This is a genomic window from Streptomyces sp. CMB-StM0423 (assembly GCF_002847285.1).
Taxonomy (GTDB): domain Bacteria; phylum Actinomycetota; class Actinomycetes; order Streptomycetales; family Streptomycetaceae; genus Streptomyces.
Genome location: NZ_CP025407.1, coordinates 3,484,941 through 3,499,246, shown reverse-complemented (window position 1 = coordinate 3,499,246; position 14,306 = coordinate 3,484,941). Strand labels below are relative to the sequence as shown.

Sequence of the window (14,306 nt, the reverse complement as noted above, 5' to 3'; positions counted from 1 at the left end):
GCTTGAGGTTCACGGTGCACCGGCCCGCTGATGCAGGGCCCTTCCCGTGCAGCAACCGCGCACCCGGCGGCCGTCTTGACGTTCCGTGCGGCGTTGACGTCGGCGTTGTCCGTGTGCCCGCAGGCGCGGCACCGGAAGACGGCTTGGCTCTCGCGCGGCCCCCGGTCCACAACCCCGCACGCCGAGCAGGACTGAGACGTATACGCCGCGTCGACCCGGACCACCCGGCCGCGGACCTTGTCCTCCAGCCGGGCTGCGAAGGCCCCTCGCGCGGACCGCAGGATGCCGCGGTTCAAGCCTGCTTTCTGCCGCACCCGCGAGCCTGGAGCCGCGACCGTGCCCTTGGCCGGGGCCGTCATAGCCCGTACATCAAGGTTCTCGATGCCGATCACATCGAAGCCGGCGGCAAGGCGGGTGGTGGTCTTCTCCACCCGGTCCCGGTCCCGGTCCCGGTCCCGGCGCCGGTCCGCATCGCGCGCCTTCAGCCGGGCGATGGCGGATCTCACTTTCCGGCGCCGGTTCGAGCCCCGCTGGCACCGGGCCAGCCGCCGTTGCCACCACAAAAGGCGGCGTGCCTCGCTCTCCCGCAGCCGTGGCGCATGCAGCAACTCCCCGGTGGACAGGGCCGCGGAGACGGCCACGCCGCGATCGACACCCACCACCGCGCCGTTCCCAGGCACCGGAACCGCGTCAGGGACGGCGGCGAAGGCCACATGCCACCGAACCGCCCGATCACATGTGACGCGACACGACTTGACGCCCGCAGGCACGGCACGGGACCAGCGGAACCGCACACAGCCGACCTTCGGCACACGCACCTCGCCGCGGCGGCGCGACTGCCGTCGCACATCGCCCGGCTTCACCGCGACGATGCGCAATCCCCCATGGCACCCGGCCTTGCGCCAGGTCGGCCGCCGGTGCGTGCCGGCGAAGAAGTTCGCTACGGCCTGGGCGAAGTCCCGCAAGGCTTGCTGCTGCACGGTCTGCGACCCTGCGGCCAGCCACGGGTTCACCGCGCGGGCCTCGGTCAACTGCCGGGCCTGGGCCACGCAGCCAGGCGCGGGACCACGCCGGGGAGTCCACCACGAGTGCTGCTCCACCGCCGGATTCCACACGAAACGCGCATGCCCACAGTGCCGACGCAGGACTTCCACCTGGTCAGACGTAGGGCACAGACGGTAACGGGCCATGTACTCAACCTACCGACCCCCACTGACAACGCCGCTTCTCCGGCCCTGCGGCGGAACGCCATACCCCCGCCACGCTCGGCAGGAATCTCGTCTCCTCCCCTGACAGAAGCCGGAAGTACCCACGAAGGAACGCAGATGACGAGCATCGCCACACAGCAAGAGCGCGCCCCCGGCGCCGTGAAGCGGGCTGCCGCGCCCGCGGGTCGGCGCAAGCTGGGGCGCAAGGGGCGTGAGCGGCTGGCCGCCGCGTTGTTCCTGCTGCCCGACGCCCTCGGCCTGGGGCTCTTCGTCGTCCTGCCGATGCTGCTGTCGTTCGTGCTGAGCTTCTTCCAGGTCTCGGGCTTCGGCTCGTACGAATGGATCGGCGTCGGCAACTACGAGCGCATGTTCAACGACCCGTACTTCTGGTCCTCGATGTGGGTCACCGCGAAGTACGTCGTCGTCCTCGTGCCGACGCTCTTCGTCGTCAGCCTCAGCCTGGGCGTGCTGATGAAGCAGATGCTGCCCGGCATGGCGGTCTACCGCACCGCGCTCTTCCTGCCCCACATGCTGAGCCTGGTCGTCGTCGGCCTGCTGTGGAAGTTCATGCTCGACGACCAGACCGGCGTGGTGAACAAGGCCGCCGGCGAGGTGGGCGTGGGCGCCCGCTCCTGGCTCGGCGACCCCGGCCTGGCCCTGTACGCGGTGATCGCGGTCACCGTCTGGTACTTCATGGGCTACTACATGATCATTTTCCTGGCGGGTCTCAACGAGATCCCCCGGGAGCTGTACGAGGCCGCGAAGATCGACGGCGCCGGACCCTGGACCTCGTTCCGGCAGATCACCTGGCCGCTGCTGAAGCCCACCAGCTTCTTCGTCCTCATCGTCAGCACGGTCGCCGCGATCACCGGCACCTTCGACCTCATCTTCGTGCTGACCGACGGCGGTCCCGCCAACGGCACCGCCGTGGCGATGTTCTACATCTACCAACAGGCGTTCGTCTTCGGCGAGTACGGCTACGCCGCGGCCCTGGGCTCCTTCCTCGTCGTGGTGATGGTCGCCCTGTCCTGGCTGATCTTCAAGGCGACCAAGGGCGGGAGGTTCGACGATGAGCATTGACTCCTCCCCTCGCCGGCAGGCGGGGGATTCCTGGCTCACGTTGCCTGCGGCCCGGCGGGTCGCAAGGTCCTACACGATCAGCACCAGCCGGGTTGAGACCAGCCCGGACCAGCATCACGCGCGCCGCGTTCTTGTCCCTGGGGGATACGGCTCCGCACGAGGTGCAGGCGTAGGTGCGTTCCGAAAGGGGAAGTGCGTGCTTGGCTCTCGCTCCGCACTGTGCGCAGTCCATGGTGGTGTGCGCGGGGTGGACCAGGTGGACGATGCGCCCGTGTTTGCGGGCCATCTCCACCAGGGCCTGTTTCGTGGCCCGGATGCCCGCGTCCGCTGCCCTTCGGGCCATGGTCGACTTCGCCAGGAAGCGGGGGCGGAAGTCCTCCACGGCCAGAACGTCATGGTCACGGACGACGGACTTGGCCCATCTGCGGGCCGTGTCCTGCCGCTGCCGCACCACCTTGGCGTGCAGCTTCGCCGTCTGCCGCTTCGCCTCGCGGTAGCCCTTGGAAGCGGCCTGTCCTCTCGCCGGCCGGCGCCGGGCCATCATCCGCTGGTACCTCGCCAGGCGTACCGCGCGTGCGTCGTGGTGTCCGTCGTCATGACCACGAACCTATCCGGGGGGACTGACAGTTGAGGATTCTTGATCTTTATGGGCCGCCTCACGCCGCCATGGAGTGGACGGTCCTTCGCCCTCATGGCGTAACCACTGCTCCTGCCCCGATCCGCAGGAGTCCGATTCCTCCTCTACCCGAAGACAGGCGCATCTCTGGAGGTCCAAGGTGAGCCTCTCGCCGGCGGCCCTCTCGCAACCCGCCTCGTCCCGCCCCACCCCGCTGCGCGGCCCCGGCCGCCGCCGCGCCCGCGCCGGGCTCACGGTGCTGGCCATCGTGCTGTCGGTGCTGAGCGTCTTCCCGATCCTGTGGCTGATCACCTCGGCGATCAAGCCGCGCGAGGCGGTCACCGACGGCAAGCTGCTCCCCGAGGACGTCACCTGGGAGAACTTCCGCTACGTCCTCACCGAAGTGGCCTTCGACCGCTGGCTGTGGAACAGCTTCCTCACCGCCGCGATCATCACGATCGTCGCGCTGTTCTTCCACTCGATGGCCGCCTACGCCCTGGCGCGCCTGCGCTTCCCCGGCCGCGACGGCATCTTCGTCGTCATCTTCTCCACGCTGCTGATCACCCCGCCGGTGATCCTCATCCCGCTGTTCATCGTCGTCCGCGAGATGGGCATGCTCGACAGCTACGCGGCCCTCATCATCCCGCCGCTCTTCAACGCCTTCGGCATCTTCCTGCTGCGGCAGTTCTACCTCGGCATCCCGCGGGAGCTGGAGGAGGCGGCGATCGCCGACGGCGCGGGCTACTGGCGGATCTACTGGAGCATCATCCTGCCGCTGTCCCGGCCCATCCTAGCCGCGCTGTCGGTGTTCTTCTTCCTCGCCAACTGGAACGCCTTCGCCTGGCCGCTGGTCGCCACCAGCAGCGAGAACCTGACCGTCACCCAGGTCGGCATCGCGTCCTTCACCACCCAGTACGGCTCGAACTGGAACTACATCCTCGCCGCCGCCGTGGTCGCGGTGATCCCGATGCTGATGCTCTTCCTCTTCTTCCAGCGCCAGATGGTCGAGTCCATCAAGACCTCCGGCCTCAAGTAACGCGCCGCCGCGCGCCCGTACGCGCAAGCGCCCACCCCGCCGCACCGTCACCACGCATCACAACCGCACGCAATTGGAGGCCAGCCACATGGCACGCATCGGTCTGCTGTCCATCTCCGACGGCCGGGACTACGTCCAGCGGGACGTACGCGACCACGTCTCCCGCGCCGCGCGCGAGCTGGCCGCCATGCTCACCGACGCCGGGCACGAGGTGATCACCGCGCCCGAGCACGTGGAGTCCAACGTCCTCGCCACCTCCCAGGCCCGCTGGCTCGCCGAGCGGCACGTGGACGTGACGATCTTCCACCACTCCGTGTGGACGTTCCCGCACTTCACCATGCTGGCCGCCGCGTCCACGCCGGGACCGATCCTGATGGTCGCCAACCTCGACCCGCAGTACCCCGGCATGGTCGGCCTCCTCGCCGGTGCCGGCGGCCTGGACCAGATCGGCCGCGTCCACGCCCGCGCCTGGGGCGACCTGGCGGATCCCGCGGTACGCGACCGGATCCTCACCCACGTCCGCGCCGGCGCCGCCGTGCAGCAGTTGCGCGGCTCCACCTTCGGCCGGATCGGCGGCCGGCCCATGGGCATGTACACCGCCACCGCCAACACCGACCAGTGGATGAAGGTCTTCGGCGTCGACGTCGAGGAGATCGACCAGTGGGAGGTCGTGCGGCGCAGCGAGAACGCCGACGCGGCGCGGGTGAAGAACGCCCGCACCTGGATCGAGCGGCACGCGGCCGGGGTGGCGTACGACGGCGACCGGCTCACCCCCGAGCTGCTGGAGCGGCAGATCCGCGCGTACTACGCGATGCGCGAGCTGATCGAGGAGTGGAACCTCGACTTCTCCGGCATCAAGGGCCAGCCGGAGCTGACCGCGAACTTCTGCACGATGGACGTCGCCGAGGCGTTCCTCAACGACCCGTACGACTGGGAGGGCCCGAAGGCGACCCACGTCACCTCCACCGAGGCGGACATGGACGCGGCGCTGACGATGCAGGTGCTCAAGCTGCTCTCCGGCGACCCCGTGCTCTTCGCCGACGTACGCCACTACCACACCGACAAGCAGGTCTGGGACCTGTGCAACTCCGGCCAGCACGCCACCTGGTACGCCGCCCGCTCCGACGACCCCGCGGAGAACCTGCGGCACGTCAGCTTCCTGCCGGAGGTCTTCTACTTCCCGGCCGGCGGCGCGTCCGTCCAGCACCTCGCCGCGCCGGGATCGATGACCTTCGCCCGGCTCACGCGGCTGCGCGGCGAGTACCGGATGCACGTGATGCGCGGCGACCTGGAGCAGTACGACGCGGAGACCAACGAGCGCATGATGCGCGCCTCCACCTGGGAGTGGCCGCACGCCTTCGCCCGCCTGAACGCCACGGCGGAGGAGTTCCTGACCCGCTTCGGCAGCAACCACATCCACGCGGTCCCCGGCGACTACGTCGCCGACCTCCGCGCGGTCTGCGACCAACTGGGCATCGCCTACGACGGCTTCGGCGACGCGGCGTAGCCGCGGGCTCCGGCGGCGGGGTTCCGCGTCCCCGTCCGGCCGCCACCGGTGCCACCGCAGAACCGACCATCCGACCAGCAACGGAAGGTGAGGCATCCAACCGCATGTCCAGCGACGCGAAACCGTTACTCGCGATGCGCGGGATCGCCAAGTCCTTCCCCGGTGTGCGGGCCCTCAAGGGGGTCGAGCTGACCGTGCACGCCGGGGAGGTGGTCGCGCTCCTCGGCGAGAACGGCGCGGGCAAGTCGACGCTCATGAACGTCCTCGCCGGGGTCCACCCCGACTACGAGGGCGTCATCGAGCGCGACGGCACCCCGGCCGCCATCCACTCGCCGCGGGACGCGCAGCGGCACGGCATCGGGATGATCCACCAGGAGCTGAACCTCGTCCCCGAGCTGTCCGTCGCCGAGAACGTCTTCCTCGGCCGCGAGCTGCGCACCGCCCGCGGCACCGTCGACAAGAAGGCCCAGGAGGCGCGCGCCCGCGAGCTGCTCGCGGGCCTCGGCCTGGCCGTGCCGCCGCGGCGGCCGGTCAAGCACTGCCGGCTCGCGGAGCAGCAGCTCATCGAGGTGGCGAAGGCCCTCAACCTCGACGTCCGGCTGCTCGTCATGGACGAGCCGACGTCGGCGCTCGCCGACGCCGAGGTCCGCCGCCTCTTCGCCGTCATCCGCGACCTGACCGCCCGCGGCGTCGGCGTCGTCTACATCTCCCACCGGCTGGAGGAGCTGGCGGAGATCGCCGACACCGTCACCGTGCTGCGCGACGGCGCGTACGTCGGCAGCCGCCGGACGGCCGAGACGACCCGGGCCGAGCTGGTCCGGCTCATGGTCGGCCGCCCCCTCGGCGAGCTGTTCCCGCGCCGCGCGGAGCAGCACCGCGGCGGCGAGGTGCGGCTGGCCGCCGAGGGGCTGACGTACGCCGCGCAGGACGGCGGCCCGTCGCTGTACGGCGTGGACCTCTCCGTACGGGCCGGGGAGATCGTCGGGCTCGCCGGGCTGATGGGCGCCGGGCGCAGCGAGGTGCTCCAGGCGCTCTTCGGCCACTACGGCACCCGGGCGCACGGCCGGATCACCGTGGACGGCCGCCCGTACCGCCCGCGCAGCCCCGGCCACGCGATCCGCCGCGGCCTCGCGCTCGTCGCCGAGGACCGCAAGGGGCAGAGCCTCGTCACGGCCAACACGGTGCGCTTCAACGGCTCGCTCGCGGCCCTCGCCCGCTACCGCACCCCGTGGCGCACGGTGCACAAGCGCCGCGAACGGGCCGCGGTCGCCGGGCAGATCGAGGCGCTGAAGGTGAAGACGCCCGGCATGGAGACCGCCGTACAGCACCTGTCGGGCGGCAACCAGCAGAAGGTCGTCCTCGCCAAGTGCCTGCTGACCAGGCCCAGCGTGCTGCTCATGGACGAGCCGACGCGCGGCATCGACGTCGGCGCCAAGGCCGAGATCCACCGGCTCATGGACGAACTGGCCGCGCAGGGCACCGCGATCCTCGCGGTCTCCTCCGAGCTGCCCGAGCTGATCGGCATGTGCGACCGGGTGCTGGTGCTCTGCGAGGGCCGGCTGACCGGCGAGTTCCACCGCGATCCGGCGCGCGGGCCGCAGGCCGGCCAGGAGGCCATCCTCACCGCGGCGATGGCGCGCGAGACCGTCACCACCCACCACCTTCGAGGAACGCGGAGCTGAGGCGGAGATGACCAAGACCCAGCCGGACGCGGCGACCGCCGGCGACGGCGGGCCGGACGGCGCCGCGTCGCGGGCCCGGCGGATCCTGCCGGTGCTCGGCTCGCTGCAGGCGTACATCGGCCTGATCCTCATCGTCGCCCTCGGCGTGATCACCAAGGGCGACGTCTTCCTCAACCAGACCAACCTGACCAACGCGGTGGGCGCGTTCGCCACCCGCGGCATCCTCGCGGTCGGCGTCACGCTGGTCATCCTGGCGGCGGGCATCGACCTGTCGGTCGGCTCGCTGATGGGCTTCGCCTCGATGTCCGCGGCCATCATGGTGGCGCACCACGACATGCCCGTCTGGCTGATCGTGCCCGCGTGCATGCTCATCGGCGCCGGCTTCGGCCTCGCCAACGGCATCGGCACCTCGTGGCTGAAGATTCAATCGTTTGTCATGACTCTGGCGATGATGTCGATCGCCAGAGGGCTCGACCGCAAGATGAGCGACAACGAGTCCGTCGGCACCCTCGTCGCCGGACCCGACGGCGAACTCACCGAGAACTCCGAGTCGTTCCAGAAGCTCGGCACCCCCGACAACAACGTCCTCGAAGGCATCCTCGGCCCGGACGGCATCTACTTCCCCGTCCTCGCCTTCCTCATGGTCTGCGTCGTCTTCCACCTGCTGCTGTCCCGCACCACCTTCGGCCGGCACGTCTACGCCGTCGGCGGCAACCCCACCGCCGCCCGGCTCTCCGGCATCAACGTCACCTTCGTCATCATCGCCGTCTTCACCCTCTCCGGGATGCTCGCCGGCTTCGCCGGCCCCATCGACGCGGCGTACAGCGTCTCCGCCGACCCGCAGGCCGGTTACACGTACGAACTCGACGCCATCGCCGCCGCCGTCATCGGCGGCGCCTCGCTCGCCGGCGGGAAGGGCACGATCATCGGCACCTTCGTCGGCGCGCTGATCCTCACCCTGCTCGACAACGTCCTCGGCCTGAACGCCGTGGACGACAACTGGCAGTTGGTCATCAAGGGCTCGATCGTCGTCCTTGCGGTCGTGCTGCAACGCCCCGACCTGCTGCAGAGCATCAAGAACGGCATCGACAGGCTACGCGGCGGCCGATCCCGTACGGGACCGGGCCGCACCCCCGCCACGGCCCAGGTCCCCGGCCAGTCCCCGGCCCCCGCCTCAGAGGAGACCCCAGGATGAGCACCAGCACCCGCACCCTCCGCCGCGCGCTCACCGCCGCCACCGCCGTGCTCGCCGCCACCGCCCTGGCCGCCGGCTGCGCCTCCAAGACCGAGGAGGGCGGCGGCGGCGAGAAGGGCGCAGGCGACGAGTTCGTCATCGGCTACTCGCAGGCCAACAACGCCGAGCCGTACCGCGCCCAGCTCAACAAGCAACTGGAGCACTACGTCAAGGACTACCCGGACCTCAAGCTGCTGCCCATCGCCGACGCCCAGCAGGACAACGCGCAGCAGGTCAGCCAGATCCAGCAGTTCGTCCAGCAGAAGGTCGACATCCTCATCGTCTCGCCGAACGAGCCCGCCCCCGTCACCCCCGCCGTCGAGCAGGCGTGCGCCGCCGGCATCCCCGTGATCATCCTGGACCGCACCGTCGACACCGAGTGCTACACCTCCTTCATCGGCGGCGACAACCGCGAGATCGGCAAGAAGGCCGGCGAAGCCGTCGTCCGCGAGCTGCCGGACGGCGGCAACGTCGCCGAGCTGCGCGGCCTGCTCTCCACCGAGCCGCAGAAGCAGCGCCACGACGGCTTCATGGAGGCCATCGGGGCGAACCCCGGCATCAAGGTCGTCGAGGAGCGCGAGGGCAAGTGGCTCCAGCCCGAGGGCACGAAGATCATGCAGCAGTGGCTCGCCCGCGGCACCGACATCGACCTCGTCTACGCCCACAACGACCCCATGGCCATCGGCGCCCAGCAGGCGGCGAAGGCCGCGGGCAAGGACGAGATCAAGTTCATCGGCATCGACGGCCTCGCCATCCCGGACGGCGGCATCCGCGCGGTCCAGCAGGAGCGGATGGCGTACACCTACCTGTACCCGACGGGGGCGGAGGAGGCCGCGCAGACCGCGGCCGACATCGCCGCGGGCAAGAAGGTGGAGAAGAAGCAGACCCTCGGCACGGTGGAGATCACCAAGGCCAACGCCGAGGACGTCTACGCCAAGTACGACATGAACGGGAAGGTCGACTGACAACCATGGGGCTCCTCCTCGGCATCGACATCGGCACCTCGTCGTCCAAGGGCGTGCTCGTCCGCGGTGACGGCACGCTCGTCGCCCAGGCCGTACGCGAACACGCGACCTCCACCCCGCGGCCCGGGTGGGTCGAGCACGATGCCGAGGAGGTGTGGTGGGCGGACTTCACCGCGCTGGCCGCGGAACTGGCCGCCGTGGCCGGGGAGGGGATCGACGCCGTGGGCGTCAGCGGGATCGGGCCCTGCCTGCTGCCCGTCGACGCCGCCGGCACCCCGCTGCGGCCCGCGATCCTCTACGGGGTCGACACCCGGGCCGGCGCCGAGATCGAGGCGCAGACCGCCAGGTACGGCGCGGAGGCGGTCATCGCGCAGTGCGGCTCGCCGCTGACCAGCCAGGCCGTGGGGCCGAAGCTGGAGTGGCTGCGCCGGCACGAGCCGGAGGTGTACGCCCGTACCCGCCGCTGGTACATGGCCAGTTCGCTGCTGGCGCACCGGCTCACCGGCGCGTACGTCCTGGACCACCACTCCGCGAGCCAGTGCACGCCGCTGTACGACCTGCGCGAGCGGCGCTGGATCGCGGAGCGGTGCGAGGAGATCGCGCCGGGTCTCGAATGGCCCGAACTGGTGTGGCCCGCCGACGTCGTCGGCGAGGTCACCCCGGCCGCCGCCGCCGCCACCGGCCTGCCCGCCGGCATCCCCGTCGTCGCCGGTACGGTCGACGCCTGGGCGGAGTCCACGGCGGTCGGCGCCACCGGCGCGGGCGACCTGATGCTCATGTACGGCACGACCATGTTCCTGGTCAACGTCGTCGAGCAGCCGGTGTCCAGCCCGAAGCTGTGGGGTACGGCGGGCGCTTTCGCGGGTACGTACTGCCTCGCCGCCGGCATGGCCACCTCCGGCGCCGTCACCGGCTGGCTGCGCGACCTCACCGGCTCCGACTACGCGACCCTCGTCGCCGAGGCCGCCGCCGTCCCGCCGGGCGCGGAAGGGCTGCTGATGCTCCCGTACTTCGCGGGCGAACGCACCCCGCTCTTCGACCCGGACGCCCGCGGCCTCGTCCACGGCCTCACCCTGCGCCACACCCGCGGCCACCTCTACCGCGCCGCGCTGGAGGCCACCGCGTACGGCGTCCGCCACAACCTCGCCGCGATGACCGAGGCCGGCGGCGCACCGGCCCGCCTCGTCGCGGTCGGCGGCGGCGCGCGGGAGCTGTGGACGCAGATCGTCTCCGACGTCACCGGCAAGGAGCAGCAGATCCCCCGCCACCTGATCGGCGCGGCGTACGGCGACGCGTTCCTCGCGGCCGTCGGCGCCGGTACGGCCGCACCGGCGGACATCGCCGCCTGGAACCCCGTCGAGTCGACCGTCACCCCGGACCCCGCCGCGGGCGCGGTCTACGAGGACCTCTACGGCCACTACCTCGACCTCTACCCGGCGACGAAGGACGTCGCCCACGCGCTGGCCGCCCGCCAGCACGCGGATGCCTGACTCGTACGGGATGGCCCCTTCTATCACGCGTCTGTGACCGCATGGTTGCTTTCCTGCCATCGAAGACGCCACCCGGCTTCGCTAATCTCGTTGAGGCACGACGGGGGCAGGTGGCTCCCCTCCCACAGACGACGGAGGGAACCGCACCATGAAAGCGCGCAGTGCAGGTACGGCGGCGGTGGCCGCGGCGCTCGGAGCCGTGCTGCTGCTGGCCGGCTGTGGCGGTGACGACGGGGGTCCGTCGTCCGGCGACAAGATCGAGGGCGCGAAGACGGACAACAAGGAGCCGTCCGGCGAACCGTCCGAAAAGGAGCCCGGTGCTCCGGAGTTCGACCTCCCGGACGACGTGCGGGTCGAGATCGCCGAGGACGCGACGGGGGACGAGCAGAAGGACGCGATCCTGCGGGACCACGGCTATGCGCTGATGGCCCAGCAGGAGGCGTACGCCGCGACCGGGGCGACACCGAACTTCACGCAGTACTGGGCCGGGGAGGCCGCCGCGACGTTCGCGGCCGACTTCGCCGAGTACCGCAAGGACGGCGTCACCATCACCGGGCTCGACACCTTCTACTTCCGTGAGGTCACCTCGCTGAAGGACGGTCGCGCCGTCGTCGCGTACTGCGAGGACCAGAGCAAGGCATATCTGAAGAACGCCGGGACCGGGAAGGTCGACAAGACCCCGACCACGCTGGACTCCTACATCGACGCGCGCGCCACGATGGAGAAGAGCGGGGACAACTGGCAGGTCGTGGACTACCAGGCAACCAGGGGGAGCAAGGAATGTCGCGACGAAGCCTGACACCACACGGGACGCGCGCCACCGCCACGGTCGCCGCGCTGGCCTGCGGGCTGCTGCTCGCCTCGGCCGGCGGGGCGGCGGCCGACCGCGGCACGGGGACGACGGACACGGGCGGCGGCGGCGAGAGCGGGGGCGACGGGATCTCCGCCGTGGTGTACGCGCGCCACAGTCCGGACGGCGGTCAGCCGATGACCAGCTCGACGGGCAACTGGTCGCCGCCGGTGTGCTGGTTCGAGCCCCGGTACACCAACGACGCGCTGGCCAAGCACAACGAGGAGATGGAGGACAAGGGCCCCCTGGAGGGCATCGACCACGACACCGCGGAGAACCGGAAAGAGGAGACCGACGCCCACAAGGACAAGGACGGCATGTGGTGGGAGCGCACCCCCGAGATGTCGCCGCGCTCCTGTGAGATCGGCGAGCTGTGGATCTGGGTGGACCGCGGCGACCCCGACCCGCCGGCGGACACCATTGACCCGGAGATCCTCGCGGGGCTCGCGTACAAGGAGACGAACCTCCCGGCGCCGCCCGTCGACCTGAAGCCGAACCCGGACCGCAACGTGGTGAACCTGCCCACGAAGATCGAGTTCAGCCAGCCGCTGGACCGCGTGTGGACGACGGCGAGCCTCGTCAACGAGCAGGCGGGCATCAACATCGCGGCCACGACCGTCGCCGAGCCGGTCTCGCTGCGCATCGACGCGGGCACGGAGTACGCGGAGCCGACCTCCTGCACGTACGACCTGGTGGAGGCGGACGGCGGCTACCAGGTCAACAGCGACGGCTCCGGCTGCAACATCACGTACCGCAAGTCCTCGGGCGAGGGCGCGTACTCCATGGAGGCGCAGATCGTCTGGGACGTCACCTGGAACCCGACGGCGAGCCCGGACGGGACGCCGCAGAACGACGACCTGCCGGACGGGCTGTCGGTGTCCGAGCAGGAAGTGACCGTGAAGGAGATCCAGACGGTCGTCCGCTGACCTCGCTGTTTATGCTCGTCACGGCGCCCCCGGCCGGAGAGGCCGGGGGCGCCGTGATCTTCTGCTGAACAAAGGACACTGCGTTGCGCAAGCTCGTCTACTACATCGCCGCCACCCTCGACGGCTTCATCGCGGGCCCGGACGGCGCCGACCCGACGGGACCCGGCGGCTTCTGGCCGCTGCCCGCCGACTACGTGCAGTACCTCGCCGCCAACTACCCGGAGACGCTGCCCTTCATGGCCCGCGAGGCGCTGGGCGTCACGGCGGAGGGCAGCAGCTTCGACACGGTGCTGGAGGGGCGCAAGTCGTACGAGATCGGGCTGGCGGCCGGCGTGCCCGACGCGTACCCGCACCTGCGCCACCTGGTCTTCTCCACGACGCTGGGGGAGAGCCCGGCCGCGGCGGTCGAGGTGGTCGCCGGGGATCCGGTCGCGCGGGTGGCGGAGCTGAAGCAGGAGGACGGCAAGGACATCTGGCTGATCGGCGGCGGCGCGCTGGCGGGGTCGCTGTACGGGGAGATCGACCGGCTGATCGTCAAGCTGGCGCCGGTGACGACGGGCGCGGGGATCCCGCTTTTCGGCCGCGAGGCGGCGTTCGACCCGCGGGTGTGGACGCTGACGGGGCACGAGGCGCTGGAGAGCGGCGCGTTGTTCCTGACGTACGACCGATGAGAAACGGGCACCAGGGGGAGGTTCGCGGGCACGGCGGGGGCGGCAGCGGCGTGCGTCGTGGGGGAACGCGCGCCGCTGCCCCTTCTGCCGCCCGGACTCAGCAGCTCATGGCCCAGGTGTGGGAGTCGCCGCGGTCGTTGGCGACGCCGTTGTAGCCGACCTCCTGGCCCGGGGTGAGGCAGATGGTGGCGGCGCCGCCCTGCCAGGCGTCCTCGTAGACGATCACGTGGTCCTTGACGCCGGGTCCGGAGATGCCGTGGTTGGCCCAGGACGAGTCGGTGTCGGCGATCCACGACTCCCACCAGCCGTCGTCACCGGACCAGTTGGCGCGCTGGCCGTCGAAGTTCGCGTGCTCCCAGGTGCAGAACTCGCCGCTCGGGCAGTCCGCGGCCGTGGCCACGGCCGCCGAGGCGAACGCGCCGCCGACGGCCAGGAGCGCGGCGGCCAGCAGCGCGAGCGGCCTGCGCTTCGTCTTCGTCTTCTTCTGCGTCATGAGGGTGACTTCTCCTTGTCGAGCAGGGTGGTGGCACGCTCCACGGCGTGGGCGCGCAGGCGGTCGTGCGCGGTGACGTCCGCGCGGTGGTCGGCACGGACCGCGGCCAGGCTGCGGTCCTCGTAGGCGGCGATGGACTTGAGGTTGTTCACGACGGTGGAGGCCCGGAACCAGCGCTCCTGATCCCCGTACAGCGCGCGCTGCGCCCCGGCGAGACACCCGTCGGTGTGCGCCCGCACGACGTACCCGGTGGGCAGCTCCGCCGCCAACTCGGCCTCACCCGCCCCGAAGAGCGCGTCGGCCACCTCCCGCTGCTCCTTCTCCCCGCCGGGCGGCTGCCCGGGCCTGGGCGGGGTGAGCCCCTGCCGGACGAGACACCGGTCGGTGAGCAACTGCTGCGCGGCGCGTACGGAGTCGTCGTCGCTGAGCGGCGGCCGGGCGGGCGCGGGCGTGGAGGCACAGCCGGCCACGGCGAGGACGACGCCGAGAACCGCACCGAGAAGGACGAGAGGGCCGGGAAGACCCGGACGGGGACGGGAGGGCATGAC

12 protein-coding genes and 2 pseudogenes are annotated in these 14,306 nt (G+C 70.9%); 10 read left to right on the top strand and 4 right to left on the bottom strand.

From position 1 onward, the window contains the following. Positions 1–89 precede the first annotated feature (89 nt). Positions 90–1,190: pseudogene (locus tag CXR04_RS15030) on the bottom strand (RNA-guided endonuclease InsQ/TnpB family protein); the annotation flags it as partial. A gap of 135 nt (positions 1,191–1,325) precedes the next feature. On the opposite strand from CXR04_RS15030, the gene CXR04_RS15025 reads away from it, so the two are divergent. After that, positions 1,326–2,288, top strand: coding sequence for a carbohydrate ABC transporter permease (locus CXR04_RS15025; protein ID WP_101422687.1), 963 nt, complete (start codon positions 1,326–1,328; stop codon positions 2,286–2,288). Here the strand turns inward: CXR04_RS15025 and CXR04_RS15020 are convergent. Further along, positions 2,248–2,859 (bottom strand): annotated as a pseudogene (locus tag CXR04_RS15020) (RNA-guided endonuclease InsQ/TnpB family protein); the annotation flags it as partial. The gene CXR04_RS15025 and the pseudogene CXR04_RS15020 overlap by 41 nt on opposite strands. 205 nt (positions 2,860–3,064) lie before the next feature. Here CXR04_RS15020 and CXR04_RS15015 point away from each other — a divergent pair. From CXR04_RS15015 to CXR04_RS14975, 9 genes are all read left to right on the top strand, one after another. Further along, positions 3,065–3,940, top strand: coding sequence for a carbohydrate ABC transporter permease (locus CXR04_RS15015; protein WP_101422685.1), 876 nt, complete (start codon positions 3,065–3,067; stop codon positions 3,938–3,940). A gap of 88 nt (positions 3,941–4,028) precedes the next feature. After that, entirely contained in the window at positions 4,029–5,447 is a 1,419-nt protein-coding gene (locus CXR04_RS15010) for an L-fucose/L-arabinose isomerase family protein (protein ID WP_101422683.1), read from the top strand. Positions 5,448–5,551: 104 nt separating this feature from the next. Further along, positions 5,552–7,129: a sugar ABC transporter ATP-binding protein gene (locus CXR04_RS15005; RefSeq protein WP_101422682.1), complete on the top strand. Its 1,578-nt coding sequence runs from the start codon at positions 5,552–5,554 to the stop codon at positions 7,127–7,129. 7 nt (positions 7,130–7,136) lie between these two features. Next, complete coding sequence (locus CXR04_RS15000) at positions 7,137–8,324, top strand: ABC transporter permease (protein WP_101422680.1); 1,188 nt, start codon at positions 7,137–7,139, stop codon at positions 8,322–8,324. After that, the gene (locus CXR04_RS14995; protein WP_101422678.1) at positions 8,321–9,328 is read left to right on the top strand and encodes a substrate-binding domain-containing protein; all 1,008 of its coding nucleotides are present in this window, start codon (positions 8,321–8,323) and stop codon (positions 9,326–9,328) included. Before CXR04_RS15000 ends, CXR04_RS14995 begins: the two co-directional genes overlap by 4 nt. Positions 9,329–9,333: 5 nt before the next feature. Then, a complete protein-coding gene (locus tag CXR04_RS14990; RefSeq protein WP_101422677.1) occupies positions 9,334–10,818 on the top strand; it encodes an FGGY-family carbohydrate kinase in 1,485 nt (494 codons plus the stop codon). A gap of 148 nt (positions 10,819–10,966) precedes the next feature. Continuing rightward, positions 10,967–11,617 (top strand): hypothetical protein, encoded by a 651-nt coding sequence (locus CXR04_RS14985; protein ID WP_101422675.1) that lies wholly within the window; start codon positions 10,967–10,969, stop codon positions 11,615–11,617. After that, a complete protein-coding gene (locus tag CXR04_RS14980; protein WP_101422673.1) occupies positions 11,599–12,594 on the top strand; it encodes a hypothetical protein in 996 nt (331 codons plus the stop codon). Before CXR04_RS14985 ends, CXR04_RS14980 begins: the two co-directional genes overlap by 19 nt. An 83-nt stretch (positions 12,595–12,677) precedes the next feature. Continuing rightward, positions 12,678–13,265 (top strand): dihydrofolate reductase family protein, encoded by a 588-nt coding sequence (locus CXR04_RS14975; protein ID WP_101422672.1) that lies wholly within the window; start codon positions 12,678–12,680, stop codon positions 13,263–13,265. A 97-nt stretch (positions 13,266–13,362) separates the two neighbouring features. Here the strand turns inward: CXR04_RS14975 and CXR04_RS14970 are convergent, their stop codons facing one another. Both CXR04_RS14970 and CXR04_RS14965 read right to left on the bottom strand, forming a co-directional pair. Further along, positions 13,363–13,758, bottom strand: coding sequence for a peptidase inhibitor family I36 protein (locus tag CXR04_RS14970; RefSeq protein WP_101422670.1), 396 nt, complete (start codon positions 13,756–13,758; stop codon positions 13,363–13,365). Continuing rightward, on the bottom strand, positions 13,755–14,303 hold the full coding sequence (locus tag CXR04_RS14965) for a hypothetical protein (protein WP_101422669.1): 549 nt from the start codon (positions 14,301–14,303) through the stop codon (positions 13,755–13,757). The genes CXR04_RS14970 and CXR04_RS14965 overlap by 4 nt, the downstream gene beginning before the upstream one ends. Between the last annotated feature and the right edge of the window lie 3 nt (positions 14,304–14,306).